The organism is Streptomyces sp. SAJ15, from assembly GCF_007595705.1.
Classification (GTDB): Bacteria; Actinomycetota; Actinomycetes; order Streptomycetales; family Streptomycetaceae; genus Streptomyces.
The window spans coordinates 787,229-811,461 of the sequence record NZ_NISY01000001.1 but is presented as its reverse complement, the minus strand read 5'-3'; the positions used below and the strand labels follow the sequence as shown (position 1 = coordinate 811,461).

Sequence of the window (24,233 nt, the reverse complement as noted above, 5' to 3'; positions counted from 1 at the left end):
ATTCGCCCTCTTACCGCCCCCGAGGAGAGGTCCATGAGCGAACTCATCACGCTGCCGGCCGAGGTGCAGGACCAGCTGTTCCGCACGGCCCGCACCGCCCACACCTTCACCGACGAGCCGGTCACCGACGAGCAGGTGCGGGCCGTCTACGAGTTGGTCAAGTACGGTCCCACCTCGCTGAACCAGCAGCCGCTGCGGGTGGTCCTGGTGCGGTCGCCGGAGGCGCGGGACCGGCTGGTGCCCCTGATGACGGGCCGCAACCAGGAGAAGACCGCCAAGGCGCCGCTGGTGGCGGTGGTCGGGGCGGATCTGGACTTCCACGAGGAGCTGCCGCGGCTGGTGCCCTTCATGGAGAACCCCCAGGCGCTGTTCGCGGACCCGGCCGCGCGGGAGGAGTCGGCGCGGTTCAACACCGCGATCCAGATCGGCTACCTCATCGTGGGGGTGCGCGCCGCGGGGCTGGCCGCCGGGCCGATGATCGGGTTCGACGCGGACGCCGTCAGCGCCGAGTTCTTCCCCGACGGCCGGCACCGGGCGCTGTGCGTGGTCAACATCGGCCGGCCGGGGCCGGACGCCTGGATGGGGCGGCTGCCGCGACTGGCGTACGAGGAGGTCGTCAGCACCGTCTGACGACACGGGGCGGGACGGGGCGGCGGGGAGCGGCACCGGGGCCCGCGGCGCGCCGCCCCGGCAGCGGCTGGAAAACGTCGGTGGGGCCGCCGGGCAGGACCCGGCGGCCCCAGCGGGGAGGCTCAGCTGTCGAGCAGCTCGTTGAAGACGACGGTGTCGAAGATGTCCTCCACGCGGGTCGCCTTGCCGTCCCGCATGGTCCAGGAGTGCACGAAGTCCAGGGTGGCGGTCCTGCCGCTGAGCGAGGTGACCTGGCGGGTGCCGAAGACCACCACCCGGTCGCCCTGCTCGATGAACTCCCGGGGTTCCAGCCGCATCCCGCCGAGCACCGCGGGGACCCGCGCGAGGAAGGCGCGCACCCCGTCATGGCCCAGCTTGGTGCCGCCCAGCCCGTACTTCTCCAGTCCGTCGGGGTGGACCCACTCCACGTCGGGGTGCATGGCCGACAGCAGACCGTCCGGGTCGCCGGTCCGGAATCCGGCGTAGGACCTCTGGATGGCCTCGATGTTCGGGGACGCCACGGTGATCCGGTCTCCTTAGGCTTCGTCGCGCCGCGTCACGTGCTGCGTCGCACGCGGCTTCACATGATCGGGGTGCAGCCCCTCCAGTGTGCGCCGGATGCCCTCCCGCCACGAGACCCGACAGGGGCCGGTCAGCTCCCGGCGCCGGGTCGGGTCGAAGCGGTAGGTCTCGCGGGTGACCTCGCTGGGGACCAGACGGGCCGGCACCCCGGTGAGCTCCTCCAGGTGGCGCACGCAGTCGGTCATGCCCATCGGCTCGTCGCCGCCCCAGTTGACCAGGGTCGCCGGCGTGGTGGCGGCCGCCCACAGGGCCGGGACCTGGTCCACCAGGTCGTCGGTGTGGAGCGGGGAGCACCAGTTCTGCCCCTGGCGCGGCACCGGTATCGGCTCGCCCGCCAGCATCCGCTTGAAGTAGAGCATCGGCACCCCGCCGTAGCCACCCGGGCCGTAGGCGATGTTGAGCCGGGCGATGGTGGTCGGCAGGCCCAGCACCGCGGCGAAGGCGCGCACCGCCCCCTCCGCGGCGATCTTGCCCACCGGGTAGGCCGGCAGCCAGTCCGCGACCCCGTCGACCGGGTCGTCCTCGGTGTAGGCGTGGTCCAGGGACTGCCGCTTGTAGAGGGCCCCGGTGGACACGAACAGGAACGCCTCGGCGGTACGACAGTGGTGCATCAGACGCCCGCAGGCCAGCGAGTTGACCTCGATGGCGGCGTTGACGTCACCGTCCTCGCCGCGGCGGACGGCCGAGTGCAGGACATGGGTGAAGTCGGTGGGCAGTCCCACGTAGTCCGCCCCCTCCAGGTCGTCCATGTCCCAACGGCGGGTCACGATGCCCTGGGCGCGCAGCGCGTCCTCGACGCCCGGGGTGCCGAAGCGGCCCACGCACCACACCTCGTTGCGGCGCGCGAGCGCCTCGGCGACCGGCCGGGCGACCTGCCCGGTGCCGCCCGTGATCAGGATCTTCTTGCCTTCCATCCGCTGCCCGCTCCTTAGCTGATCCGCTGTCGTCACCCGCCGACGTGCTCTCGGTCGGCGTCGCCCAGGGCGCGGTCCAGCTCCCGGCGCAGCACGGCCTGGAAGGTCGCGACGTGGCGCGGTCCCATGAGGGTGTAGTGCTCGCCGGGGACGTCGATGTACCGGTTCGCCCCCGTGGTGTGGTCGTCCCAGCGCCGGATCTCCTTCTCCAGCCAGTCCGCCTTGGTGCCGCGCAGCGGGGTGGCGTAGAAGACCGTCATGGAACGGACCTTTCCGGATGGAGTGTAGGTGCGCCCCAGATCGGTCAGTCCATCGGCCAGCTCGGCCCAGGCGGCGAACTTCTCCTGGTCCAGGTCGAGCTCGGCCAGTCGGCCGGGCGGGGCGAGCTCCATGAAGCGGGCGAGCTGCTCGGCGCGGGGCAGCGGTCGCAGCACGGCGGGCAGCTCCAGCGACTGCTGCTTCCCGATCAGGTCGAGGAAGAAGGCGAGGTTGGTGGCGGTCTCGATGAAGTCGAGCTCGTTCATCCGGTACTTGATGTGCGGGGGCAGGTTGAAGCTGCCGACGAAGTCGACCCGCTCGCCGAGCGCCTCCAGCGCCTTGGCGATCTCGAAGGCGACCGCGCCGCCGTAGGAGTAGCCGGCGACGGCGTAGGGGCCGTGCGGCTGGCGGGCGCGGATGGCGGCCACATACGTGGAGACCATCTCCTCGAAGCTCTCGAAGGGCTTCTCGCCCTCGTTGAAGCCGCGGGCGCGCAGCGCGTAGAACGGCCGGTCGCCGGCGAAGTACTTGGCGAGGTTGACGAAGACGAGCACCTCGCCGACGCCGGGGTGGACACAGAACAGCGGGGTCTTGGCGCCACCGGTCTGCAGCGGCACGACCGGGTCGTACTCGGCCACCCGGCGGCCCCCGTCGGCCCCCGGCCCGGCGTCGACGCGGGCGGCCAGCGCCCGTACGGAGGGGGCGGTCAGCACGGTGATCACCGGCAGGTCGGGCACACCCAGCCGCTGGTCGACGCGGCGGCGCAGCCGCAGGATGTCCAGGGAGGTGCCGCCGAGGTCGAAGAAGCTGGCGGTGGCGCTGATCCGGTCCGGGGTGGTGCCGAACATCTCGGCGTAGATCTCGGCGAGGACCTGCTCGGTGCCGGGACGGGGCGGGGTGTGGCCGCCGAGCCGGCGGCAGGTCAGCTCCGCGACATGGGCGGCGACCTCGGCGTAGCCGCCGCTCTCCAGCGTCTGCCGCATCCGGCGGCGCAGCGTCTTGCCGAGGCTGGTCTTGGGGAAGGCGTCCTTGGGCAGCGGCAGGATCACCGACGGCCGGAAGCCCCAGAGCATGACGGTGGTGGCGCGCACGGCGGTCAGCAGCCGGTGCAGCTCGGCCTCGTCGGCGGCGGTCTGGGGGCGGTCCGGCGCCGGGAGGGCCGCGGCCTCGGCGTGGAAGGCGATCACGAGCTGCTCGGTGTCGCTGCCCGGCGCGCGGGTGGGGAAGGCCGCGACATGGCCGGGCGTGATGCCGTCGAGCTGCTCCAGCGCCGTCTCGATCTCCTGGCTGAAGTAGTTGACGCCGTTGACGATGATGCTGTCCTTGCTGCGCCCCTCGAGGCTGAGCCGGCCGTCGACGACGCGGCCCAGGTCGCCGCTGCGGAACCAGCCATCGGGGGTGAAGGCCGCCGCGGTGGCCTCGGCGTCGTTGTAGTAGCCGCGGGTGATCATCGTGCCGCGCAGCTGGAGCTCGCCGACCTCGCCCTCGGGCAGCGGCCGGTGGTGCTCGTCCGCGACCCGGATCTCCAGGCCCCGGACGGGCCGGCCGAGGTTGGCGAAGGCGGCGCCCGCGTCGGCCGCGGGGAAGTCACGGTTGTAAACGCTGCCGGCGCAGGTCTCGGTCATGCCGAAGGCCGGCCAGAGCGCGGAGCCGCGCAGCCCGTGCGCGGCGTAGCCGGCGAGGAACTCCTCACCGGTGGCGACGACGTTGGCCTCACCGCCGCTGACGATGTGGCGCAGCGCGCCGAGGTCGAGCCGCTCGCCGCTTTCCGTCAGCCCGTGCGCCGCCTCGTTGAGCGAGCCGAGGAGGAAATTCGGCGTGAACGTCATCGTGACCCGGTGCCGGGAGACGATGCGCAGGAATTCCAGCGGGTTTTCCAGAACGGTCCGGGCCGGCGCGTGCCATTGCGTGGCGCCCACCGCGAGCGGCAGCAGGTGCGCTTCGAGGAGCGCGGCGACATGGTCGAAGGAAATCCAGTTGAAGGTGGTGTCCGCGGCGGTGAGACGCTGCGTTTCCGCCTTCCCCGCCATGGAGGCGAGCAGATTTCCATGGGTCAGCATGACCGCCTTGGCATTGCCGGTGGAGCCGGAGGTCAGCACCAGCAGCGCGAGGTCCTCGGGCGCGGCCTGATGGTCCGGGGCCGGCGCGTGGTCGCCCCGCAACTCCTCCAGCAGGGCCGTCCCGCGCCCCGGCACCACGGGCAGCCCGGCGGCCAGCGCCTCGGTGGTGACCAGGAGCGGCCCGTCCAACAGCCGGTCGAGGTGGGTGAGCTGGGCGGCCCAGCGGGTGACGGTGCCGGGCGGTTGTACCAGCGGACAGGGGACGAAGCCGCCCAGCAGGCAGGCCCAGAAGACGGTCACGAACTCCCGCTGGTCGGGCACGAGCAGGGCCACTCTGTCGCCCGGCCGCAAGCCCCGTTCGCGCAGTCCGCCGAGCATTTCCCGCGCCTCGGCGAGGAGTTCCGGATAGGACTGCGATATCGCCCCGCCCGCCGCCTCGGCGGAGATATAGCGGAGGCCGGCGGCCGGGTGGTCCCGCGCCGCCCGAACGAGCAGTTGAATGACGGATCGCCCGTCCCCCGACCCTTCCCGTTCTTCGGGTTCTCCTCGCTCGGAGAATTCCGCGAATACTGTTCCCATCGGCCTCACCGACCCCTTCCCTCCCTTGGGTTGGCCATGAAGGTAACAGTTCGAACATATGCCCTCCACGACCCTCTAGCGGCGCTCTAGCGGGGCTCTACGCCCCGGCGCCTCTTGACGCCCGCTTGACCGCTCCTTGGTCGTCCCTTGGTCGTGATCAAGCCCTCACCCTCCGTTCGGCGACCGCCTTGACTTCCGATATTCGCGATATATCGTGAAGACAGAGATACGCGATATGTTGCGCAGGCGTAGCGGCCCGCCCTGCGGGCGGAGGTGCCGTACCTGGGAAGGTCAGGGATGTCAGCCCGGTCCGAGTGGTCGATCGAGGAGCCGCGCAGGCTCACCTTCGACGAGCCCGCCTCCGCCCTCCAGGTGTGGATCGTCGGCGGCACGGTCAACGTCGTCGGCACCGACGACGGCCCGGCCCGACTGGAGGTCTCCGAGATCGAGGGGCCGCCGCTGGCCGTCACCCACCAGGACGGCACGCTGTCGGTCGGCTATGACGACCTCCCCTGGAAGAGCCCGCTGAAGTGGCTCGACCGGAGGGAGTGGACCCGCACCGCGCACCTCACCCTCGCCGTGCCCAGCGGAACCGCCGTCTCGATCGGCGTCGTCGGCGCCGACGTGGTGCTCTCCGGCCTGTCCGGCCGCGCCGAGCTGCGCGGCGTCTCCGGAGACCTCACCCTGGTCGGGCTGGCCGGCGAGGTCTCCGCCCAGACCGTCTCGGGCCGGGTCGAGGCCCAGTCCGTCACCGGAGAGCTGCGCTTCCACTCCGTCTCCGGCGACCTCACCGTCGTCGAGGGCGCGGCGGTGCACGCCGACTCGGTCAGCGGGAACATGGTGCTCGACCTCGCCCCGCACCGGGCCGCCCGCGGCACCGACCTCCGACTGACCACCGTCTCCGGTGAGATCGCGGTCCGACTGCCGCGGCCCGCCGACGCCCGGGTCGACGCCACCACCACCAGCGGCGCGGTCTCCTGCGCCTTCGAGGACCTGCGGGTCAGCGGCGAGTGGGGAGCCAAGCGCATCACCGGCACGCTGGGTTCGGGCCGCGGCAGTCTCCGGGCCACCAGCGTCTCCGGCGCGATCGCCCTGCTGCGCCGCCCGGACGCTCCGACCAGCCCGGAAGGGAAGCCCCTCTGATGTCCCCCGTCTTCGCCCACGGCCGACTGCGGCTGTACCTCCTCAAGCTGCTGGACGAGGCTCCGCGCCACGGCTACGAGGTCATCCGTCTGCTGGAGGAGCGCTTCCACGGGATGTACGCCCCCTCCGCCGGCACCGTCTACCCCCGGCTGGCCAAGCTGGAGGCCGAGGGACTGGTCAGCCACACCACCGAGGGTGGCCGCAAGGTCTACGCGACCACCGACGCCGGACGCGCCGAACTCGCCGACCGGAGCGGCGAACTCGCCGAGCTGGAGGTGGAGATCCGCGAGTCCGTCGCCGAACTCGCCGCCGAGATCCGGGAGGACGTCCGCGACTCCGCCAGCGACCTGCGGCGGGAGATGCGCGAGGCCGCCCGGCGGACCCGCACCGGCCCCGACGCCGCCGACGTCCCGACCGGGGAGTGGGACCGAGGCGTCCCCGACCACGAGGCGTGGCGGGCCGCCGAGGAGGAGATGCGGCACGCCAAGGACGAATGGCGGGAACAGGCCCGTCGCGCCAAGGAGGAGTCCCGGCGCGCCCGACAGGACGCCCAGCGGGCCCGTCGGCAGGCCAGGGCCGCCGAGGAGCAGGCCCGCGAGGAGCTCCAGGCGTTCGCCCGGCGGCTCCAGGAGCAGACCCAGGAGCACCTCCGCTCGGGCGACTGGCAGCGCGCGGTCCGCGAGGGCCTGGCCGAGGTCTCGCGCGGCCTCGGCCGGCTCTCCCGCCAGGAGCCGGACCCCGCCCCCACCGACCGCGGGCCCGACGGCGGGGAGTCGAGGACGACGGGCCGGGGCCCGAAGGCCGCCGAGGAGCGGGACCGCACGGCCGAGTCCTCGGGGTCGACGGGGCCGGCGGGGTCGGCGGGGTCGAAGAGGGCGGCGGAGCCGGCGGGGGCGGCCGACCCCGAGCGGAGGGTGGAGCCCGAGTGGTCGCGCGAGTTCCGTACCACCGGCGACCCGGCGCGCGACCTGGACCGACTGCTGGACCGCTTCCGCGACGACATCCGCGACACGGCCCGCGACCACACGGTGAGCGAGGACACGGTGGCCGAGGCCCGGCGGCGGCTGGCCGAGACGGCGGCGGGCATCAACGCCCTGCTGCGCCGCGCGGGGCGGGATTGACGGGTTCGGGTTAGGGTCAACTCGTCGGCGATCAAGCGACGTTACCCCGGGAGGCCCGTCATGACAGCAGCCCTCGCCCGCAGGATGTGGCACCAGCTGGAGCCGCTGCACGCCTGTCTGTACTTCTCTCCGCAGGCGAACGAGGAGGCCGCCGCGCTCGGCTACGACCTGTCCTCCCGCTGGCCGAGCTACTTCGCCTGGCGCGCGGCCCCGCTCGGCGCGGCGGGACCCGAGCTGGTCACCGCCACGTTCTTCGGCTTCGCCCCGGGGATGGTCGCCGAGCACGTCCCCGCCGTCTGGCGCACCGCGTCCCCCGAGGCCGTGCTGGACGCCCGGCTCCGCGCGGTGGATCGCACCTTCCGGGCGCTGTTCCCGGAGCGGCTCGCGAGCCCGGAGCTCGCGGAGGCCGCGGAGCTGGCGCGGGAGGCCGCCGAGCACGCCACCACCGCCGCCCGCCCGCTGGCGGCCGCCAACCGCGACCTGGGCTGGTCCGACGAGCCCCACCTCGCCCTCTGGCAGGCCGCCACGGTACTGCGCGAGCACCGTGGCGACGGCCATCTCGTCGCCCTGCTCGCCGCCGACCTCGACCCCTGCGAGTCCCTGGTCTCCTTCGCCGCCGTCGACGCCGCGCCCGAGGCCAACTTCGCCTCCCGGGGCTGGAGTCCGCGCGAGTGGTCGGCCGCCCGCGCCCGGCTCGTCGAGCGCGGCTGGCTGGACGCGTCCGGCAAGGCCACCGCGCGCGGCCGGGAGGGACGGGACGCCGTCGAGCGCCATACCGACGCGCTGGCCACCGCCCCGTGGCGGGCGCTGGGCCCGGCACGCTCCGAACGACTGGCGGAGCTGGTCCTTCCGCTCGTCGGCGCGATCTTCGAGGCGGGGATGCTGCCCACCCAGGGCACGCTGGGGATCGGCCGGATCCAGGTCGCCTACGCGTAAGCGCTCCGCGGAGTGGGTGGACACCGTGCCCGACGCACTGCGGACCGACGCCCAACCCGGGCTGCTGAGCGCCCACTTCCGCCTGCTCGCCGACGGCGCGGAGCACCTCGGCTCCGCCGCCGACCGGGTGGTCAACTACGCCGAAGGGCGGCGGGGTCCGGAGGCCGCGACGGCGGCGGGCCACCGGCGGCGACGGCTCACACCGTCGACCGCCGGCGGCGAGGAATCACACCGTCAGCACGATCTTTCCGAACTGGTCGCCGCCCGCCATCTTCTCGAACCCCTCGCGTGCCCGGTCCAGCGGCAGCACCGAGTCGATGACCGGTCGTACCCCGTGCGCCGCGCAGAAGTTCAGCAGGTCCTCCAGCTCCTCCTTGGTGCCCATGGTCGAGCCGACGACCTTCAGCTCCAGGAAGAAGATCCGGTTCAGCTCGGTGGACTTGGGGTCGGGACCGGAGGTGGCCCCCGAGATCACCAGCGTGCCGCCGGGCCTGAGGGACTTGACGGAGTGCGACCAGGTGGCGGCGCCCACCGTCTCGATGACGGCGTCCACCCGGCGCGGCAGCCGCTCCCCCGGCTCGTACGCGCCCTCGGCGCCCAGGTCCACCGCGCGCTTGCGCTTGGCCTCGTCCCGGCTGGTGGCCAGCACCCGCAGCCCGGCGGCGGCGCCCAGCACGATCGCGGCGGTGGCCACCCCGCCGCCGGCCCCCTGGACCAGCACGGTGTCACCGGGGCGCACCCCGGCGTTGGTGAACAGCATCCGGTAGGCCGTCAGCCAGGCGGTCGGCAGGCAGGCCGCCTCCTCGAAGGAGAGCTCCTTGGGCTTGGGCAGCAGGTTCCAACTGGGCACGGCGACCTGCTCGGCGAAGGTGCCCTGGTAGCGCTCGGTCAGGATGGAGCGCGGCTCGCGCGGGCCGACCCCGTGGCCGGTCTGGCCGATGACGGAGTGCAGGACGACCTCGTTGCCGTTCTCGTCGATCCCGGCCGCGTCGCAGCCGAGGATCATCGGCAGCGACTCCTCACCGAGGCCGACCCCCCGCAGCGACCACAGGTCGTGGTGGTTGAGGGACGCGGCCTTGACGTTGACGATGGTCCATCCGGGACGGCGCTCCGGAGCCGGTCGTTCCCCCAATTCCAGTCCGTTGAGCGGCTGATCGCGGTCGATGCGTGCGGCGTAGGCAGCGAACATGACCTTGACGATAGGCCGCGACGGGGACGCGGCGGAACCTCGCGGGGATGTGACACGCGCCGCGTCCCCCGCCGGCAGCAGGGCCCTTCCGGCGGCATGCCGGGCGCGTCGACCGGCGCGGGCACGGCGGTCGTCCGCCCGTGCCGGCGTGTCCTGGCCGTCGACCACGCCCGCGCGTCACCGGGGGTACGCGAAGGGCCGGGCCCGCCCCCTCCCCGAGGGGCGGCCCCGGCCCGGGCACGCCGTGTCACCGCCTCAGCGTCAGCGCGTCAGCGCGTCAGCCGTGACGGGAAACGCCGTCAGCGACGGGCGACGCCCTCCGCGCGGGCGGCGGCCGCGACGGCCGCGGTGACGGCCGGGGCGACCCGCTCGTCGAACGGCGAGGGGATCACCTTGTCCGCGCTCAGCTCGTCGGCGACCACGGCGGCGAGCGCCTCGGCCGCGGCGAGCTTCATGCCCTCGGTGATCCGCGAGGCGCGGACCTGGAGGGCGCCGGCGAAGATGCCGGGGAAGGCGAGGACGTTGTTGATCTGGTTCGGGAAGTCGCTGCGACCGGTGGCGACGACGGCCGCGTACTTGTGCGCGACGTCCGGGTGGATCTCCGGCGTGGGGTTGGCCATCGCGAAGATGAAGGCGCCCTCGGCCATGGTGGCGACCGCGGACTCCGGAACCGTGCCGCCGCTGACCCCGATGAAGACGTCGGCGCCGTTCAGCGCGGTCTCCAGGGAGCCGCTGAGGCCCGCCTTGTTGGTGAAGCCGGCCAGCTCGCGCTTGACGTCGGTGAGGTCCTCGCGGTCGGCGGAGACGATGCCCTTGCGGTCGCAGACCGCGACATCGCCGAGGCCGGCCTCCACCAGGATCTTGGCGATCGCCACCCCGGCCGCGCCGGCGCCGGAGATGACCGCGCGCAGCTCGCCCAGGGCCCGGCCGGTCAGCCGCGCGGCGTTGCGCAGAGCCGCCAGGGTGACCACGGCCGTGCCGTGCTGGTCGTCGTGGAAGATCGGGATGTCCACGCGCTCCTGGAGCTTGCGCTCGATCTCGAAGCACCGCGGCGCCGAGATGTCCTCCAGGTTGACGCCGCCGAAGGACGGCGCGAGCCGGGCGACGGTCTCCACGATCTCGTCGACCTCGCGGCAGTCGAGCGCGATGGGCACCGCGTCCACGCCGCCGAACTGCTTGAAGAGGATCGCCTTGCCCTCCATGACCGGCAGCGACGCCTCCGGACCGATGTCCCCCAGGCCGAGCACCGCGCTGCCGTCCGTCACCACGGCGACGACCTGGGACTTCCAGGTGTAGTCGTGGACCAGGTCGGGCTGCTCGGCGATCGCCTCGCAGACCTTCGCCACGCCAGGCGTGTAGGCGAGAGACAGATCGTCCTTGTCGCGCACCGGCACGGTGGCCTCGATCGCCATCTTGCCGCCCCGGTGCAACGCGAAGGCCGGGTCGATCAACCCACCGGCCTCGGTGCTCTCGGTGGCGCCGTCGGTGGCGCTGAGAGGATTAACGATCTCCGCTGACATGTATGTGACCCCTTTGTCGTATTGCTGTCGAGGGTAGTCCGCTCCTGCTGTGCGGAACGGGCGGGCACCGCGTTCGCCCTCCCGACGCGGTCGGCTGACCGCGCACGGAGTCGCACGCCGGGCGCATCGCACATGCGCCCTGAGCCCCGGGTGAGGGGTGTGATCGCCTGTTCTACCGGAAGGACACTTCCGGGGACGAGCGGGTTCTGTCGCCTTGCGTCACCGGCCGGTCGCCGATGTGGTGGGGTCGCGGTAGGGATACGCCGCGTTAACGCCGATTCACACTGGAAGCAGGGCAAGCGCAACCAGTCGGGCCCAAACGCGCTGAATGTCCATCTCGTGAGATGAAGTGCGCGTGATGAAACTCTCGATCCGCCTTTTTTCACCACGGTCCGGCCCGGTGTTCCGGCCTGGTGTGCCACGGGGATCACCCGTTATCCGATTTTGACATAGTCAGCCGGTCGATTGCGCCCGTCCGGATGGCAAGATGCCGCAAACGCAAGAGGCCGCGACACTCAAAGGTGTGTGTCAGGCCTTTCGGCTCTCCCTCACTCGCAGGAGGATCCACTCATGACCGCAAGCACCACCCGCCGCTCATCCGGGGCCCACAGGCGACTCGCCTCGGTCGGAGCGACAGCGGTCATCGGCGCCCTGCTGCTGACCGGTTGCGGCGACCAGCGCGACAAGCCGGGCCAGGTGGACTCCACCAACAAGGCCCCGCTCTTCGGCATGCTGCCCAAGGACATCCAGAGCGCCGGTGTGATCGAGGTCGGTTCCGACATCAACTACCCGCCGGTCGAGTTCCGCAAAGCCGGCAAAGTCATGGGCATCGATCCGGACCTCGCCGAGGCGATGGGCAAGCAGCTCGGCGTGGAGATGAAGTTCTCCAACGCCACCTTCGACACCCTCCTCACCGGCATGAAGGCCGGCCGCTACGACATAGCGATGTCCGCGATGACGGACAACAAGAGCCGCCAGGAGGGCACGGACCCGGAGACCGGCAAGAAGGTCGGTGAGGGCGTCGACTTCGTCGACTACATCACCGCCGGCGTCTCGATCTACACCCGCAAGGGCGACGACCAGGGCATCAAGGACTGGGAGGACCTCTGCGGCAAGACCATCGTGGTCCAGCGCGGCACCGTCTCGCACGACCTGGCCAAGAGCCAGTCGAAGAAGTGCGAGGACGACGACGAGAAGAAGATCAAGATCGAGTCCTTCGCCAACGACACCGAGGCCCAGACCCGGCTGCGCGGCGGCGGCGCGGACGCCGGGTCCAGCGACTTCCCGGTCGCCGCCTACGCGGTGAAGACCTCCGGCGGCGGCGACGACTTCGAGATCGTCGGCGAGCAGGTCGAGGCGGCCCCGTACGGCATCGCGGTGAGCAAGGACGACGCCCAGCTGCGTGACGCCCTCAAGGCCGCGCTCGACGCGATCATCCGCACCGGCGAATACGAGAAGATCCTCAGCAAGTGGGGCGTCGCCGACGGCGCGGTCACCGAGGCCAACATCAACAGCGGCAAGTGATCCCGACCGCTCCCCACTTTCCGCTGAAAGGCAATTTCCGTGAGTGTTGACATCGAGAAGTCGGAGCCGCAGGATGCTCCGCCGCCCGCCCCGGAGGACATGAAGGCCATTCCGGTCCGCCATTACGGCCGTTGGGTCTCCGCATTCGTGGTGCTCGCGCTGCTGGTGTCGCTGGTTTACGCCTTCTCCCAGGGCAAGGTCAACTGGGGCGCGATCCCCGACAACTTCTTCAACGACCAGGTTCTCGAAGGTGTCGGGAAGACCATCTGGATCACCATCGCCTCGATGGTGCTCGGTGTGGTCCTGGGCGTCATCCTCGCCGTCATGCGGCTGTCGAAGAACCCGGTGACCTCGGCCATCGCCTGGGGTTACATCTGGTTCTTCCGCGGCACCCCGGTCTATGTGCAGCTGCTGCTCTGGTTCAACCTGGGCCTGATCTTCGAGTACATCAACCTGGGCCCGATCTACCAGGACGAGTGGTCGGACTTCATGACCCCGTTCCTGGCCGCGCTGCTCGGCCTCGGCCTGAACGAGGCCGCGTACATGGCGGAGATCTGCCGTGCCGGTCTGCAGGCGGTCGACGAGGGCCAGACCGAGGCCGCGCACGCGCTCGGCATGAGCCACGCCAAGACGCTGCGCCGCGTGGTGCTGCCGCAGGCGATGCGGGTGATCGTGCCGCCGACCGGCAACGAGTTCATCAACATGCTCAAGACGAGCTCGCTGGTGATCGCCGTGACCTACTGGGACCTGTTGCAGGCGGCCCAGAACCTCGGCCAGATCACCGGTGCCCCGGGCGAGATGCTCTTCCTCGCCGCGGCCTGGTACCTGATCCTGACCTCGGTGCTCAGCGTGGGCCAGTACTACCTTGAGAGGTACTACGCCAAGGGCGCCACCAGGAGCCTGCCGCCCACCCCGCTCCAGCGGATCCGCGCCCAGTTCTCGTCCCGTCGCCCCTCTGGAGGTGCCGCATGACCGCCATGGTGAAGGCCGAAGGCGTCCACAAGTCCTACGGCGCGGTCCAGGTCCTCAAGGGGATCGACCTGGAGGTCGCCCCGCGTGAGGTGTTCTGCCTGATCGGCCCGTCCGGCTCCGGCAAGTCCACCTTCCTGCGCTGCATCAACCACCTGGAGAAGATCAACTCCGGTCGGCTGTACGTCGACGGCGAGCTGGTCGGCTACCGCCAGCAGGGCAACAAGCTCTACGAGCTCAAGGACCGCGAGGTCGCCGCCAAGCGCCGCGACATCGGCATGGTCTTCCAGCGCTTCAACCTCTTCCCGCACATGACGGCGCTGGAGAACGTCATGGAGGCGCCCATCCAGGTCAAGGGCGAGTCCAAGGCGGTGGCGCGGGAGCGCGCGCAGAAGCTGCTGGACCGGGTCGGTCTGGGCACCAAGGGGGGCAACTACCCCTCGCAGCTCTCCGGCGGCCAGCAGCAGCGGGTCGCGATCGCTCGGGCGCTGGCCATGGAGCCCAAGCTGATGCTCTTCGACGAGCCCACCTCCGCGCTCGACCCGGAGCTGGTCGGCGACGTGCTCGACGTGATGCGCGGGCTGGCCGAGGACGGCATGACGATGGTCGTCGTCACGCACGAGATGGGCTTCGCCCGCGAGGTCGGCGACTCCGTCGTCTTCATGGACAACGGCGTGGTGGTCGAGTCGGGCAACCCGCGTGACGTGCTGACCAACCCGCAGCACGAGAGGACGAAGTCGTTCCTGTCGAAGGTCCTTTAAGCAGACGCCGGGGGCGGTGCGGACAGCGGTCCGCACCGCCCTCGCGGCATCGCCGGAACAGCTCCGGTCCCTCCGTCGGCCGCTCCTCCGTGGGCGGCCGGGACGCCGCGGCCCGGCTACTTCAGCGCCAGCACCAGCCCGTCGGTGACCGAGCACCACACGGCCCGCGCCTCGTCGAAGCCGGCCTCGCGCAGCGCGGCCGCGTGCCAGGCGGGCGGGTACATCGGGTCGTCGCCGTGGTCGTCGCCCGCGCTCGGATCGCCGTAGCGGGCGAAGCGCTCGGCGGTCACCTCGGCGAGTGCCGGGTCGGCCGCGAGCGCCCGCCACCAGTCGGCCCAGTCCTGAGCGCCCGCGTCCTTGGCCCGCTGTCGCGCGGCACGCCGGTAGCTCCGCTCCGCCGCGTTCAGCCGTGGGGTGGACTCGTCCGGCATGTGGTCGGCGTTGAGGAACACCCCGCCGTCGGGCAGCAGTCGGGCCAGCTGTCCGTAGAGCGTCCGGAGCGCCGCACCGTCCATCCAGTGCAGGGCGGTCGCGGTGAGCACGGCGTCGTAGGAGGAGTGCGGCAGGGCCTCGGTCCACCGCGGGTCCAGCAGGTCGACGGTGACGAACCGGACCCGCGGCTCCGCGGCGAAGGAGCCGCGCGCGATGGCCAGCAGCGCCGGGTCCCGGTCCACGCCGACGCTGGTGGCGCCCGGGAAGCGGCGCAGCAGTCGGGCGGAGATGGAGCCGGTGCCACAGGCCAGGTCGAGCACCCGGGGCTCGGGGCCGACCAACGCCTCGACGGAGTCCAGCATCACCCGGAACCGCTCCTCGCGATCGGGCAGATACCACTCCTGCTGCCGGTCCCAGCTGTCCTGCCAGGCCGTCCAGTGCGGTGCGGCGGCCACGGTGTCAGCCATGACGCCCCCCTTCCGTAATACCCTCGTTAGTACAGCATCTATTACCGACCATAGACCGCCCTTGTAAGGACCTCAAGTGGAACTGGCTTATTACTCCGATCTCGCCGTGCGGCTGGTCAACACCGAGGAGGCCCAGCGCGGCACCGACTCGCTGACCACGGTCGACGCCGTGCGCACCCTCGTCGGACACACCCAGTCCGCTCTGGCGCGGCGCACCACCGACGCGGACGTGACCCGGCTGCGCGCCGTCCGGGCCCGACTGCGCGCCGTCTTCGAGGCGGCGGCCGAGGGGGACGAGGTACGGGCCGTGGACCTGCTCAACGCGCTGATGTTGGAGTTCCCGGTCAGCCCGCAGATCTCCGGGCACGAGTACCGGGACGAGGACGGCCGCCCCAAGTGGCATATGCACATCGCCGACCACGCGACCAGCGCCGGCGCCGGCTATGCCGCGACCGCCTCCATGGGGCTCGCCTTCCAGCTCACCGAGCTGGGGGTGGACCGGCTCGGAATCTGCGAGGCGGCACCCTGCCGCAAGGTGTATGTCGACACATCGACGAATCGTTCACGGCGCTACTGCTCCGACCGCTGCGCGACCCGGGCGAACGTCGCCGCCTACCGCGCCCGCAAGCGCCTGAACGCCGAACGGCCCGCCCCCGCCGCGCCTCCCGCCCCGCGCGACCAACGGCCGGCGGAGACCAGCCGCACCGCGGAGGGGACCCAGGACAGCGCCCCGACCACCGAGAGCTGACCGCCGCCCGCCCACGGCGGCGGCCGCAGCCGCAGCCACACCCGCGCCACCACCAGGTCGTCCGGCACCATGCCGAACTCCCGGCTGTCGTTCTCCACGTACGGGTTGTCCCCCAAAACCCACCAGCCGCCCTCGCGCCGCTCCACCGCGCGCTTGACGATCAGCAGGTCCTGTCGGAACGGGTGGCGCATCACCACCACGTCGCCCGCCCGCACCACCGCGCCGTACCGCATGACGAGCTGGTCGCCCGGGCTGAGCGTCGGCACCATCGACGGGTTGTGCACCTCGGCGAGCCCGATCCGCAGCAGACCGCGGCGCTCGCGGTCCTGCTCCTGCCCGCGATCGTGCACCTGCTCCTGCATCCCGGCACCTCCGGTCCGATCCTCCACCAGCCCCAGGCTCCCACCGGACTTTTGACCTAAGCCCCCCGGGGCACCCGAGAAAAGCCTTCCCTCACGGAGTAATCTCGCACCTGAGAAGACGATCACGAGGAAGGACAGCTTTTATGCTCTCCCGCCTGTTCGCGCCCAAGGTGAAGGTCAGCGCCCACTGCGACCTTCCCTGCGGCGTCTACGACCCGGCCCAGGCCCGCATCGAGGCCGAGTCGGTCAAGGCCGTCCAGGAGAAGTACCAGGCCAACGAGGACCCGGACTTCCGCACCCGCGCCCTCATCATCAAGGAGCAGCGCGCCGAGCTCGCCAAGCACCACGTCTCGGTGCTGTGGAGCGACTACTTCAAGCCGCCGCACTTCGAGAAGTACCCCGAGCTGCACCAGCTGGTCAACGACACCCTCAAGGCCCTGAGCGCGGCCAAGGCGTCGAACGACCCGGCCACCGGCCAGAAGGCGCTGGACCTCATCGCCCGGATCGACGAGATCTTCTGGGAGACCAAGAAGGCGTGAGGCGCTGACGCGGCGCCACGACACACGGCGCGCGGAGCGTACGAGGGCGTCCGGTCGAGCCACCGACCGGGCGCCCTCGCGTATGCGCGCCGCCTCGGGTGTGCGCCGTCGGGTCAGAAGCGCCAGCGGGTCTGGCCGTAGGTCCCCTTGCGGAAGCCGAAGGCGGTGCCGGGAGCGACCTCGAAGACCAGCGCCGTGCCCGCGTCATGGTGGAAGGCCCCGTCGCGCACCTCGAAGCGCCACCCGCTTCCGTACTTCTCCTCGTACGCCGCCGCCACCCGGCGCAGCCGACCGTCGTCGGTCACCGGCAGCGCGGCGCCCTCGACCACCAGGTCGAGCCCTTCACGCAGCGCGTTGGTGCCGGTGGTGAGCACGCAGTTGGGGTTGGCGGCGAGGTTCCCGGCCTTGCGCTCCTCGGGGCCGGTGCAGAAGAAGAGGGCGCCGTCCAGCCAGACGCACAGCAGCGGGGTGACGTGCGGGCGGCCGTCGGGGCGCACCGTGGAGAGCCAGTACAGCTCGGCGGCCGCCAGCAGGGCGCGGGCCTCCGACCAGTCGGTGGGGACCGCGTCGGGGTCGCTGTAGCGGGGGTCCAGCTCAGTCGTCGGGCGCGGTTCGGCCATGCCCGCCTCCCTCCGGGATCAGCTCTCCGGGCCGAGCCCGCCGAGCGCCTCGCCCACGGTGGGCACCGGGGCGAAGGCGTCGATGAGCCCGCTCGCCCGCAGCGTACGCAGCACCCGCCGGTCCGCGCACACCAGCCGCAGCCGTCCGCCGCGCTCCCCCACCCGGCGGCGGGCGCGACACAGCAGGGAGAGCCCGGAGCAGTCCACGAAGGTGGCGGGGCTCAGATCGATGACGACGGCCGGTGCCGCCGGCGCGGTGGCCAGGTCCAGTTGCCGGCCGATCTCCACGATGCCGTCGAGGTCGACCTCGCCGTGGAACTCGACCACCGTGCAGGTGCGGGTGCGGTAGGTATGGGCATGGGCGTACGAAGGGGACATGAGCGCTTACCTGGGGGGAACGGGCGGCGGCACCGAGGCGGTGGTGGCCTGGCCGCGAGCGTAGGGGTGTGACTCCCGGTTACCACCGTGCAGAAACCATTTTCACGCGACCGAAAGCACACGATCGAGTGATGTGAAGTGCCATGTATTGACACTCACTCGGGGAGGCTTCTCACCCTTCACGCGGCGGAGGCGAGATCTTCCAGGACCTCGAACGCGCCGTCCAACCGGACGACGCGGAGCAGATCCCGCACCCGGGAGTCGCCGATGACCAGACGCAGCCGGCCGCCGCCGGCCAACACCCGGTTCCGGGCCCGGCACAGCACGGACACCCCGGCGCAGTCCATGAAGGTGACCTGCCGCAGATCCAGGATCAGGTCGAGTCGCTCGGCGCCGGTCAGCGCGTCCATGCGCGGCGCTAAGCCCGACGCGGCGAGGATGTCCAGCTCGCCCGAGATCTCCACCAGCGTGACCCCGCCCAGCGTCTGCTCCCGGACGCCGATGTCGGGCCGTTCCTCGACCATGCCGAGCCCCCCTCTCGGGGCAGTGCCTGCAATAGGTGACATACCCATCTAACGGCACGGCACTCAATCCCAGCCCCACAACCTGCACCCGCCCGTCGGCCCCGGATCCACCGACGGCCACCCCACCGAACAGGGGGTACGCTGGAACGGACAATTCCGGCCATTGACCGCACCGGCCTCGGCGTCCGACCGCAGCGACCCGCCGGCCCGCCCCCTCGCGATGCGGCACGGCACGAGATCCACAGGCGCACGGCTCCGCGGACAGGGGAGTGAGAGCGATGGAGAACCTCGTCACGGTGATCGTGATCCTCGCGGTGATCGCCCTGGGCGCCCTGGTGATCCATCGGGCCAACACCCAGAACTCCAACCGGATCTCAGCCCTCCGCTACGACCGCTACGGCCACGCCCAGCCGGGCACCGGCGGCCCGTCCCACAGCGTCATGTACCGCCCCGAGCGCCACCACCACCGACTCCTGGAGTGGTTCCACGCCCGCCGCCGCGCCGCCCGGGGTCGCGACCGGCACGCCTGACCCGCGGCACGTTCCCTCCGTGGGCCCCTTGACTCCTTGCCCCCTTGCCCCCTCGGCAACTTCTCCTGGAACACGGGGGTTTGGGCGTGACGGCCACCCGAAACGTTACTCATCAGTAATTCAATTGCCTCCTTGCGTCCACTCCCGGCCGTGAACATGCCAGGCGGGCGGTGGCACTCCGGCCACCGCCGTTCCGTTGCCGGACCCAAGGAGATCCCCCACATGAGCGCACGCAGCTGGGGACGCCGTCTCGGTGTCACCACGGCCGCCGTGGCCGCCACACTGGGCATGGCCGCGACCACCACCCCCGTCGCCCAGGCCGCCACCGGCTCCGCCACCCCGACGGTCGCCCGGACCGTCACCGGCTCCGCCGGCACCGCCACCGCGCTGCCCACGATCAACCCCAGCGGCGTCGACTACGACACCTGGCAGCGCGATGTGAAGGCCGTCATCGACCCCGCCTTCCCCTACGTCGAGCAGCGCACCGAGAACGCGGCGGGCCAGAAGCAGGCCATCGTCCTCGACATCGACAACACGTCGCTGGAGACGGACTTCCACCTCTTCCTGAAGTACCCCACGCCCGCCGTGCGGCAGGTGCTGCAGCTCGCCCAGTACGCGCACGCGCGCGGCGTGGCGATCTTCTTCGTCACCGCCCGGCCGGACATCCTCGACCTGCCCACCCGGTACAACCTGGAGAAGGTCGGCTTCCCGGTGCAGGGCCTGTACGTGCGCCACCTGCCCGACCTCTTCGACGAGAAGAGCGAGTTCAAGACCGCCAAGCGGGCGGAGATCGAGGCCAAGGGCTACACGATCATCGCCAACATCGGCAACAACACCTCCGACCTGGTGGGCGGGCACGCCGAGCGGACGTACAAGCTCCCCGACTACGGCGGCAAGCTGTCGTAGCCCCGCGCTGGTGACCGTCCGGCCGGCCGCTCACCCCCGAGCACCGGCCGGATTCCGCGCACCGGCCGTACACACCTCTTCTGACCTGCGCGAAAGGGCGAAAGCTCCAGATCTTCCGGCGGAACATTGGCGGATATCCGCCCACCCGGCTTCCGGTCCGCCCCCAAGACTGGATCCACCGCAGGACGGGGTGCGCCGGCACCCGCATCAGAGGGGGACCCACCCGATGACCGGATCACATGTTCTGGCCCTCGGCCACTACCAGCCCGCGAAGGTGCTCACCAACGAGGACCTCGCGGCCATGGTCGACACCAGCGACGAGTGGATCCGCAGCCGGGTCGGCATCCGTACCCGGCACATCGCCCGACCCGACGAGACGGTGGACGAGATGGCCGCGGCCGCGGCCGCCAAGGCGCTCGCGAACAGCGGCGTCGCCCCCGAGGACATCGACCTGGTGCTCGTCGCCACCTCCACGGCCCTGGACCGCAGCCCCAACATGGCCGCCCGGGTCGCGGCCCGACTCGGCCTCGGCTCCCCCGCCGTGCTCGACCTCAACGTCGTCTGCGCCGGCTTCACCCACGCCCTGGCCACGGCCGACCACACCATACGAGCCGGGGCGGCCACCCGCGCGCTCGTCATCGGGGCCGACAAGTTCACCCAGGCCGCCGACTGGACCGACCGCTCCACCTGCGTGCTGCTCGGCGACGGCGCCGGCGCCGCGGTGGTGGCGGCCACCGACGCGGTCCCCTCGCTGGCCGGCCGCGGGCCGGGCATCGGCCCGGTGGTGTGGGGTTCGGTCCCGGAGATGGGGAACGCGGTCCGCATCGAGGGCACGCCGCCGCGCTTCGCCCAGGAGGGCCAGGCCGTCTACCGCTGGGCCACCACCCAGCTGCCGCCGATCGCCCGCCGCGTCTGCGAGCGGGCCGGGATCACGCCCGAGGAGCTCGGCGCGGTCGTGCTGCACCAGGCCAACCTGCGCATCGTCGAGCCCTTCGCCCGCAAGCTGGGCGCGGTGAACGCGGTCATCGCCCGCGACGTCACCGACTCCGGCAACACCTCCGCCGCCAGCATTCCGCTCGCCCTCTCCAAGCTCGTCGAGCGCGGCGAGGTCGAGTCCGGCGCCCCGACGCTCCTCTTCGGCTTCGGCGGCAACCTGTCGTACGCGGGCCAGATCATCCGCTGCCCGTAACACCTCACCGCGCCATCCCGCCCCGCCCCGCCGTGCCGGCGTGCCGTGCGGGGCGCCGCCATGGGGCGTCCGATTCGTTCAAGACCGGGCCACGGCCGGCTTCCTACGCTGCCCGTATGACTCCGCAGATCAACGCCGTCTCCATGGTCGTGGCCGACATGGCCGCGTCCCTCGCCTTCTACCGCCGGCTCGGCCTGGACATCCCGGCCGACGCCGACCGCGAGCCGCATGTCGAGGCGGTGCTGCCGGGCGGGCTGCGCCTGCTGTGGGACACCGAGGAGACCGTCCGTTCGTTCGATCCGGACCGGGACCCGGGCCCGGCCGGCTCCGGACGGCTCGGCCTGGCCTTCGCCTGCGAGGGGCCGGCCGCGGTCGACGCCGCCTACGCCGAGCTGGTGCGGGCGGGCGCCGAGGGGCACAAGGAGCCCTGGGACGCCTTCTGGGGCCAGCGCTACGCGGTGCTCCGCGACCCGGACGGCAACACCGTCGACCTGTTCGCCCCGCTGGCCTGAGCCCTCGCCCCTGCCCAGCCCTGTTCCCGCCCACCCCTGGCCCCGGCGGCCGAGGGCGCTAACCGGCGGCCGAGGGCGGCCGCGGTCGGCCGATCAGCCGTCCCAGCGGCAGCCCGGTGAAGGCCCGCACCTCGCGCGCCAGGTGGGCCTGGTCGGCGTAGCCGACGGCGGCCGCGACCTCGGCGTACGGGGTGCCGCCGCGGGCCGCCTCCAGCGCGCGGTTCAGGCGCAGCACGCGCGCCAGCGTCTTCGGGCCGTACCCGAAGGCGACGAGCGAGCGGCGGTGCAGCTGGCGGGCGCTCAGCCCCACGGCGTCGGCGACGGCGGCCACCGCGCGGCCCCCGCGCAGCCCCGCCACCACGGCGGCCAGCACCGGGTCCGGCGGGTCCGCCGCCCGCAGCCGCTCCGCCGCCACCGCCTCCAGGACCCGGCCCACTCCGGCACCCCCGAGGTCGCTCCCCCGGGCCCCGTCGCCTCCGTCCTCGTGTGCCAGCGCCATCCGCTCCATCAGCCGCCGCACCTCCGCGGCCGACCACAGGGCGTCCAGGGGCACCCGCTGGTCGCGCAGCTCATGGGCCGGCACCCCGAGCACGGCCGGGCCGGTGCCGGGGGCGAAGCGGATGCCGGTGTAGCGGCTGCCGCGCGGGGCGGCGGGCAGGTGGGCACGGGTGTCGGGGCCCGCCACGAAGAGCCGGGCCGTGGGGTCGCCGTCGCTCCAGATCAGATCCGTGCAGCCGTCCGGCAGCACCGGCCGGGACACGTCGTCGGCGGCGACCGTGCGCGTCCACAGCACCGCGCCGGCCGGCAGCACGGCCGGCCACTCCCGGTACGTCACGACTCAGGGGACCTCGCGCAGGTACATCGCGCCACAGGAGTGGCAGAAGGGCACTTCCACCGTGCCCCAGTCGTCCGCGGGCCGTGTCTCGGAGTCGGCGTCGAGCTCGCGGCCGCACATCGCCACGGTGCCGACACCGCGCACCATGTGCCAGATCTTGACCGGCGCGCCGGCCACCCGACCCGAACTCCCCTCCTCGTACTCGGCGCGCATCTCGTGCTCCATGGCGGTACACCTCCTGTACCACCAGATTGCGCACGCGACCGGCCGTTTCGCCACCTCAGCCGGGCGGGCCCGACAGGCGGCGGGCTCAGAAGACCGACCATCCGGTCAGCGTGGTGAAGTGGTCCAGGGCCGAGACGCCGGCCACGGAGTTGCCGCGCGCGTCCAGCCCGGGGCTCCAGACGCACAGCGCGCAGCGACCCGGCACCACCGCGACGATGCCGCCGCCGACGCCGCTCTTGCCGGGCAGACCCACGCGGTAGGCGAAGTCGCCGGCGGCGTCGTAGGTGCCGCAGGTGAGCATCACCGCGTTGATCCGCTTGGCCTCGCTCCGGGTCAGCAGCCGGGAGCCGTCGGAGCTCACCCCGTGCCGGGCCAGGAAGCCGGCCGCCAGCGCCAGGTCACGGCAGCTCATCTCGATCGAGCACTGCCAGAAGTAGTGCTCCAGCAGGGTGGGCACGGGGTTGTCCAGGTTGCCGTAGCTGGCCATGAAGTGGGCCAGGGCCGCGTTGCGGTCGCCGTGCTCGGTCTCGGAGGCGGCGACGGCGGCGTCGAAGGCCAGCTCCGGATTGCCGCTCTCCGCCCGCAGGAAGTCCAGCATGGTGGTGCTGGCGTCGCCGGTCAGGGTCTGCAGCCGGTCGGTGACCACGAGGGCGCCGGCGTTGATGAACGGATTGCGCGGGATGCCGTTCTCGTACTCCAGCTGCACCAGGGAGTTGAAGGGGTTGCCGGACGGCTCCCGGCCGACCCGCCGCCACAGGGTCTCGCCGTCCTGCGCCAGCACCAGCGCCAGGCTGAACGCCTTGGAGATGCTCTGGACGGAGAAGGGGACCTCCCAGTCGCCGACGCCGTAGACGCTGCCGTCGGCGTCCGCGATCGCCATCCCGAACCGGCCCAGCTCCACCGAGGCCAGTGCCGGGATGTACCGGGCCACTTGGCCCCGACCGATCTCCGGTGCCACCCGCTTGGCGACCTCGTCGAGTACTGCCTGGTAGTCCATCGTGCGGTGCTTCTCCTGGGCATGGCGGCGCGTCGTCCGGACGTCGTCGGCCGGATCAGTTCGCACGATATCCGAACGCAACCCGGTCGGAATCCGAACAGTTCACCACTTTCGCCTCATCGGGGATACAGCTGGTCTACCGGCGGCAGCGACGGGCTGTCGCCGCCCAACCAGGAACGGAGGCGGCCATGGCCCCACCCATGTCCGCGCGTCGTCTACTCGAGGCCCTGCGCGACGAGGGCCTGCACGTCGTGGAGGTCGGCGACTGGCGCCACCACAACCGCAACCACATCGGCCCCTGGGGGCCGGTGCACGGCGTGATGATCCATCACACCGTCACCAGCGGCGCGCAGACGACCGTACGGATCTGTCGCGACGGCTACGAGGACCTGCCCGGCCCGCTGTGCCACGGCGTGATCACCAAGGACGGCCGGGTCCACCTGGTCGGCTACGGCCGGGCCAACCACGCCGGAGCGGGCGACGACGACGTGCTGCGCGCCGTCGTCGCCGAAAACCGGCTGCCGTCGGACAACGAGGCCAACACCGACGGCAACCGCCACTTCTACGGCTTCGAGTGCGAGAACCTCGGCGACGGCGTGGATCCCTGGCCCGACGCCCAGCTCACGGCCGTCGAGAAGGCATCGGCCGCGATCTGCCGGGCACACGGCTGGACCGAGCGCTCCGTCATCGGCCATCTGGAGTGGCGACCCGGGAAGTCCGACCCGCGCGGCTTCGCCATGGGCTGGATGCGCGAGCGCATCGGCGCACGACTGAGCTGACCGA

26 protein-coding genes and 1 pseudogene are annotated in these 24,233 nt (G+C 71.9%); 14 read left to right on the top strand and 13 right to left on the bottom strand.

The window, feature by feature from the left end; all coding sequences use genetic code 11:
* Nucleotides 1–33: 33 nt before the first annotated feature.
* Nucleotides 34–630 (top strand): malonic semialdehyde reductase, encoded by a 597-nt coding sequence (locus CD790_RS03585; RefSeq protein WP_144381471.1) that lies wholly within the window; start codon nt 34–36, stop codon nt 628–630.
* A 122-nt stretch (nt 631–752) separates the two neighbouring features.
* On the opposite strand, the gene CD790_RS03580 is transcribed toward CD790_RS03585, so the two are convergent.
* From CD790_RS03580 to CD790_RS03570, 3 genes are read right to left on the bottom strand one after another with little or no spacing between them, the layout of a single operon-like run.
* Nucleotides 753–1,151, bottom strand: coding sequence for a nuclear transport factor 2 family protein (locus CD790_RS03580; RefSeq protein WP_144381470.1), 399 nt, complete (start codon nt 1,149–1,151; stop codon nt 753–755).
* A gap of 15 nt (nt 1,152–1,166) precedes the next feature.
* Nucleotides 1,167–2,126: an NAD(P)-dependent oxidoreductase gene (locus CD790_RS03575; protein WP_144381469.1), complete on the bottom strand. Its 960-nt coding sequence runs from the start codon at nt 2,124–2,126 to the stop codon at nt 1,167–1,169.
* A gap of 32 nt (nt 2,127–2,158) precedes the next feature.
* The gene (locus tag CD790_RS03570; RefSeq protein WP_144381468.1) at nt 2,159–5,023 is read right to left on the bottom strand and encodes a non-ribosomal peptide synthetase; all 2,865 of its coding nucleotides are present in this window, start codon (nt 5,021–5,023) and stop codon (nt 2,159–2,161) included.
* Between the two features lie 297 nt (nt 5,024–5,320).
* Here CD790_RS03570 and CD790_RS03565 point away from each other — a divergent pair, with 297 nt between their 5' ends.
* The 3 genes from CD790_RS03565 to CD790_RS03555 are packed head-to-tail and all read left to right on the top strand — an operon-like array spanning nt 5,321 to nt 8,223.
* Entirely contained in the window at nt 5,321–6,166 is an 846-nt protein-coding gene (locus CD790_RS03565) for a DUF4097 family beta strand repeat-containing protein (RefSeq protein WP_144381467.1), read from the top strand.
* Entirely contained in the window at nt 6,166–7,287 is a 1,122-nt protein-coding gene (locus CD790_RS03560; RefSeq protein WP_144381466.1) for a PadR family transcriptional regulator, read from the top strand. Before CD790_RS03565 ends, CD790_RS03560 begins: the two co-directional genes overlap by 1 nt.
* 60 nt (nt 7,288–7,347) lie before the next feature.
* Nucleotides 7,348–8,223, top strand: a complete 876-nt coding sequence (locus CD790_RS03555; RefSeq protein WP_144381465.1) for an SCO6745 family protein — start codon at nt 7,348–7,350, stop codon at nt 8,221–8,223.
* A 226-nt stretch (nt 8,224–8,449) separates the two neighbouring features.
* Here CD790_RS03555 and CD790_RS03550 read toward each other — a convergent pair whose 3' ends face one another.
* Both CD790_RS03550 and CD790_RS03545 read right to left on the bottom strand, forming a co-directional pair.
* Entirely contained in the window at nt 8,450–9,412 is a 963-nt protein-coding gene (locus CD790_RS03550; protein WP_144381464.1) for a zinc-binding dehydrogenase, read from the bottom strand.
* Between the two features lie 299 nt (nt 9,413–9,711).
* Nucleotides 9,712–10,932, bottom strand: coding sequence for an NADP-dependent malic enzyme (locus CD790_RS03545; RefSeq protein WP_144381463.1), 1,221 nt, complete (start codon nt 10,930–10,932; stop codon nt 9,712–9,714).
* 570 nt (nt 10,933–11,502) lie between these two features.
* Between CD790_RS03545 and CD790_RS03540 the strand changes: the two genes are divergently transcribed.
* From CD790_RS03540 to CD790_RS03530, 3 genes are read left to right on the top strand one after another with little or no spacing between them, the layout of a single operon-like run.
* Nucleotides 11,503–12,456 carry an ABC transporter substrate-binding protein gene (locus tag CD790_RS03540; protein WP_144381462.1) on the top strand — a complete coding sequence of 318 codons (954 nt, stop codon included), beginning with the start codon at nt 11,503–11,505 and terminating at the stop codon, nt 12,454–12,456.
* A gap of 39 nt (nt 12,457–12,495) precedes the next feature.
* Nucleotides 12,496–13,428 carry an amino acid ABC transporter permease gene (locus CD790_RS03535; RefSeq protein WP_144381461.1) on the top strand — a complete coding sequence of 311 codons (933 nt, stop codon included), beginning with the start codon at nt 12,496–12,498 and terminating at the stop codon, nt 13,426–13,428.
* Entirely contained in the window at nt 13,425–14,186 is a 762-nt protein-coding gene (locus CD790_RS03530) for an amino acid ABC transporter ATP-binding protein (RefSeq protein ID WP_144381460.1), read from the top strand. The genes CD790_RS03535 and CD790_RS03530 overlap by 4 nt, the downstream gene beginning before the upstream one ends.
* A gap of 116 nt (nt 14,187–14,302) precedes the next feature.
* Here CD790_RS03530 and CD790_RS03525 read toward each other — a convergent pair whose 3' ends face one another.
* Complete coding sequence (locus CD790_RS03525; RefSeq protein ID WP_144381459.1) at nt 14,303–15,085, bottom strand: class I SAM-dependent methyltransferase; 783 nt, start codon at nt 15,083–15,085, stop codon at nt 14,303–14,305.
* A 76-nt stretch (nt 15,086–15,161) separates the two neighbouring features.
* Between CD790_RS03525 and CD790_RS03520 the strand changes: the two are divergent.
* Nucleotides 15,162–15,653 (top strand): annotated as a pseudogene (locus tag CD790_RS03520) (CGNR zinc finger domain-containing protein); the annotation flags it as partial.
* A 44-nt stretch (nt 15,654–15,697) separates the two neighbouring features.
* On the opposite strand, the gene sodX reads toward CD790_RS03520, so the two are convergent.
* Nucleotides 15,698–16,195 (bottom strand): nickel-type superoxide dismutase maturation protease, encoded by a 498-nt coding sequence (gene sodX, locus CD790_RS03515; RefSeq protein WP_144381458.1) that lies wholly within the window; start codon nt 16,193–16,195, stop codon nt 15,698–15,700.
* A 143-nt stretch (nt 16,196–16,338) separates the two neighbouring features.
* Between sodX and sodN the strand changes: the two genes are divergently transcribed.
* Nucleotides 16,339–16,734: a superoxide dismutase, Ni gene (gene sodN / locus CD790_RS03510; RefSeq protein WP_144381457.1), complete on the top strand. Its 396-nt coding sequence runs from the start codon at nt 16,339–16,341 to the stop codon at nt 16,732–16,734.
* Between the two features lie 113 nt (nt 16,735–16,847).
* Here sodN and CD790_RS03505 read toward each other — a convergent pair whose 3' ends face one another.
* The 3 genes from CD790_RS03505 to CD790_RS03495 form a co-directional block, all read right to left on the bottom strand.
* Nucleotides 16,848–17,354: a pyridoxamine 5'-phosphate oxidase family protein gene (locus CD790_RS03505; protein ID WP_144381456.1), complete on the bottom strand. Its 507-nt coding sequence runs from the start codon at nt 17,352–17,354 to the stop codon at nt 16,848–16,850.
* Nucleotides 17,355–17,372: 18 nt separating this feature from the next.
* Nucleotides 17,373–17,732 carry an STAS domain-containing protein gene (locus CD790_RS03500; protein ID WP_144381455.1) on the bottom strand — a complete coding sequence of 120 codons (360 nt, stop codon included), beginning with the start codon at nt 17,730–17,732 and terminating at the stop codon, nt 17,373–17,375.
* Nucleotides 17,733–17,911: 179 nt separating this feature from the next.
* On the bottom strand, nt 17,912–18,256 hold the full coding sequence (locus tag CD790_RS03495) for an STAS domain-containing protein (protein WP_144381454.1): 345 nt from the start codon (nt 18,254–18,256) through the stop codon (nt 17,912–17,914).
* Between the two features lie 278 nt (nt 18,257–18,534).
* Here CD790_RS03495 and CD790_RS03490 point away from each other — a divergent pair, with 278 nt between their 5' ends.
* The 4 genes from CD790_RS03490 to CD790_RS03475 all read left to right on the top strand — a co-directional run bounded on the left by CD790_RS03490 (nt 18,535) and on the right by CD790_RS03475 (nt 21,393).
* Nucleotides 18,535–18,786 carry a hypothetical protein gene (locus CD790_RS03490; RefSeq protein ID WP_144381453.1) on the top strand — a complete coding sequence of 84 codons (252 nt, stop codon included), beginning with the start codon at nt 18,535–18,537 and terminating at the stop codon, nt 18,784–18,786.
* Between the two features lie 222 nt (nt 18,787–19,008).
* Nucleotides 19,009–19,692, top strand: coding sequence for an HAD family acid phosphatase (locus tag CD790_RS03485; RefSeq protein ID WP_144381452.1), 684 nt, complete (start codon nt 19,009–19,011; stop codon nt 19,690–19,692).
* Nucleotides 19,693–19,918: 226 nt separating this feature from the next.
* Nucleotides 19,919–20,881, top strand: coding sequence for a beta-ketoacyl-ACP synthase III (locus tag CD790_RS03480; protein WP_144381451.1), 963 nt, complete (start codon nt 19,919–19,921; stop codon nt 20,879–20,881).
* Between the two features lie 116 nt (nt 20,882–20,997).
* Nucleotides 20,998–21,393 carry a VOC family protein gene (locus tag CD790_RS03475; RefSeq protein WP_144381450.1) on the top strand — a complete coding sequence of 132 codons (396 nt, stop codon included), beginning with the start codon at nt 20,998–21,000 and terminating at the stop codon, nt 21,391–21,393.
* 58 nt (nt 21,394–21,451) lie between these two features.
* Here CD790_RS03475 and CD790_RS03470 read toward each other — a convergent pair whose 3' ends face one another.
* The 3 genes from CD790_RS03470 to CD790_RS03460 all read right to left on the bottom strand — a co-directional run bounded on the left by CD790_RS03470 (nt 21,452) and on the right by CD790_RS03460 (nt 23,450).
* Nucleotides 21,452–22,228 carry a helix-turn-helix domain-containing protein gene (locus CD790_RS03470; RefSeq protein WP_144381449.1) on the bottom strand — a complete coding sequence of 259 codons (777 nt, stop codon included), beginning with the start codon at nt 22,226–22,228 and terminating at the stop codon, nt 21,452–21,454.
* Between the two features lie 3 nt (nt 22,229–22,231).
* Nucleotides 22,232–22,453 (bottom strand): hypothetical protein, encoded by a 222-nt coding sequence (locus CD790_RS03465; protein WP_144381448.1) that lies wholly within the window; start codon nt 22,451–22,453, stop codon nt 22,232–22,234.
* 85 nt (nt 22,454–22,538) lie between these two features.
* Nucleotides 22,539–23,450: a glutaminase gene (locus tag CD790_RS03460; RefSeq protein ID WP_144381890.1), complete on the bottom strand. Its 912-nt coding sequence runs from the start codon at nt 23,448–23,450 to the stop codon at nt 22,539–22,541.
* Between the two features lie 188 nt (nt 23,451–23,638).
* Between CD790_RS03460 and CD790_RS03455 the strand changes: the two genes are divergently transcribed.
* Entirely contained in the window at nt 23,639–24,229 is a 591-nt protein-coding gene (locus tag CD790_RS03455; RefSeq protein ID WP_144381447.1) for an N-acetylmuramoyl-L-alanine amidase, read from the top strand.
* The last annotated feature ends 4 nt before the right edge of the window (nt 24,230–24,233 follow it).

Bases quoted from the DNA above. Each gene is read 5' to 3' on its own strand.
- CD790_RS03495 (WP_144381454.1), bottom strand. From the start codon at position 18,256: ATGGTCGAGGAACGGCCCGACATCGGCGTCCGGGAGCAGACGCTGGGC.
- CD790_RS03465 (WP_144381448.1), bottom strand. From the start codon at position 22,453: ATGGAGCACGAGATGCGCGCCGAGTACGAGGAGGGGAGTTCGGGTCGG.
- CD790_RS03560 (WP_144381466.1), top strand. From the start codon at position 6,166: ATGTCCCCCGTCTTCGCCCACGGCCGACTGCGGCTGTACCTCCTCAAG.
- CD790_RS03585 (WP_144381471.1), top strand. From the start codon at position 34: ATGAGCGAACTCATCACGCTGCCGGCCGAGGTGCAGGACCAGCTGTTC.
- CD790_RS03555 (WP_144381465.1), top strand. From the start codon at position 7,348: ATGACAGCAGCCCTCGCCCGCAGGATGTGGCACCAGCTGGAGCCGCTG.
- sodX (WP_144381458.1), bottom strand. From the start codon at position 16,195: ATGCAGGAGCAGGTGCACGATCGCGGGCAGGAGCAGGACCGCGAGCGC.
- CD790_RS03545 (WP_144381463.1), bottom strand. From the start codon at position 10,932: ATGTCAGCGGAGATCGTTAATCCTCTCAGCGCCACCGACGGCGCCACC.
- CD790_RS03490 (WP_144381453.1), top strand. From the start codon at position 18,535: ATGGAGAACCTCGTCACGGTGATCGTGATCCTCGCGGTGATCGCCCTG.
- CD790_RS03505 (WP_144381456.1), bottom strand. From the start codon at position 17,354: ATGGCCGAACCGCGCCCGACGACTGAGCTGGACCCCCGCTACAGCGAC.
- CD790_RS03570 (WP_144381468.1), bottom strand. From the start codon at position 5,023: ATGGGAACAGTATTCGCGGAATTCTCCGAGCGAGGAGAACCCGAAGAA.
- CD790_RS03500 (WP_144381455.1), bottom strand. From the start codon at position 17,732: ATGTCCCCTTCGTACGCCCATGCCCATACCTACCGCACCCGCACCTGC.
- CD790_RS03550 (WP_144381464.1), bottom strand. From the start codon at position 9,412: ATGTTCGCTGCCTACGCCGCACGCATCGACCGCGATCAGCCGCTCAAC.
- CD790_RS03565 (WP_144381467.1), top strand. From the start codon at position 5,321: ATGTCAGCCCGGTCCGAGTGGTCGATCGAGGAGCCGCGCAGGCTCACC.
- CD790_RS03525 (WP_144381459.1), bottom strand. From the start codon at position 15,085: ATGGCTGACACCGTGGCCGCCGCACCGCACTGGACGGCCTGGCAGGAC.
- CD790_RS03575 (WP_144381469.1), bottom strand. From the start codon at position 2,126: ATGGAAGGCAAGAAGATCCTGATCACGGGCGGCACCGGGCAGGTCGCC.
- CD790_RS03485 (WP_144381452.1), top strand. From the start codon at position 19,009: ATGAGCGCACGCAGCTGGGGACGCCGTCTCGGTGTCACCACGGCCGCC.
- CD790_RS03540 (WP_144381462.1), top strand. From the start codon at position 11,503: ATGACCGCAAGCACCACCCGCCGCTCATCCGGGGCCCACAGGCGACTC.
- CD790_RS03480 (WP_144381451.1), top strand. From the start codon at position 19,919: ATGACCGGATCACATGTTCTGGCCCTCGGCCACTACCAGCCCGCGAAG.
- CD790_RS03530 (WP_144381460.1), top strand. From the start codon at position 13,425: ATGACCGCCATGGTGAAGGCCGAAGGCGTCCACAAGTCCTACGGCGCG.
- CD790_RS03475 (WP_144381450.1), top strand. From the start codon at position 20,998: ATGACTCCGCAGATCAACGCCGTCTCCATGGTCGTGGCCGACATGGCC.
- CD790_RS03455 (WP_144381447.1), top strand. From the start codon at position 23,639: ATGGCCCCACCCATGTCCGCGCGTCGTCTACTCGAGGCCCTGCGCGAC.
- CD790_RS03460 (WP_144381890.1), bottom strand. From the start codon at position 23,450: ATGGACTACCAGGCAGTACTCGACGAGGTCGCCAAGCGGGTGGCACCG.
- sodN (WP_144381457.1), top strand. From the start codon at position 16,339: ATGCTCTCCCGCCTGTTCGCGCCCAAGGTGAAGGTCAGCGCCCACTGC.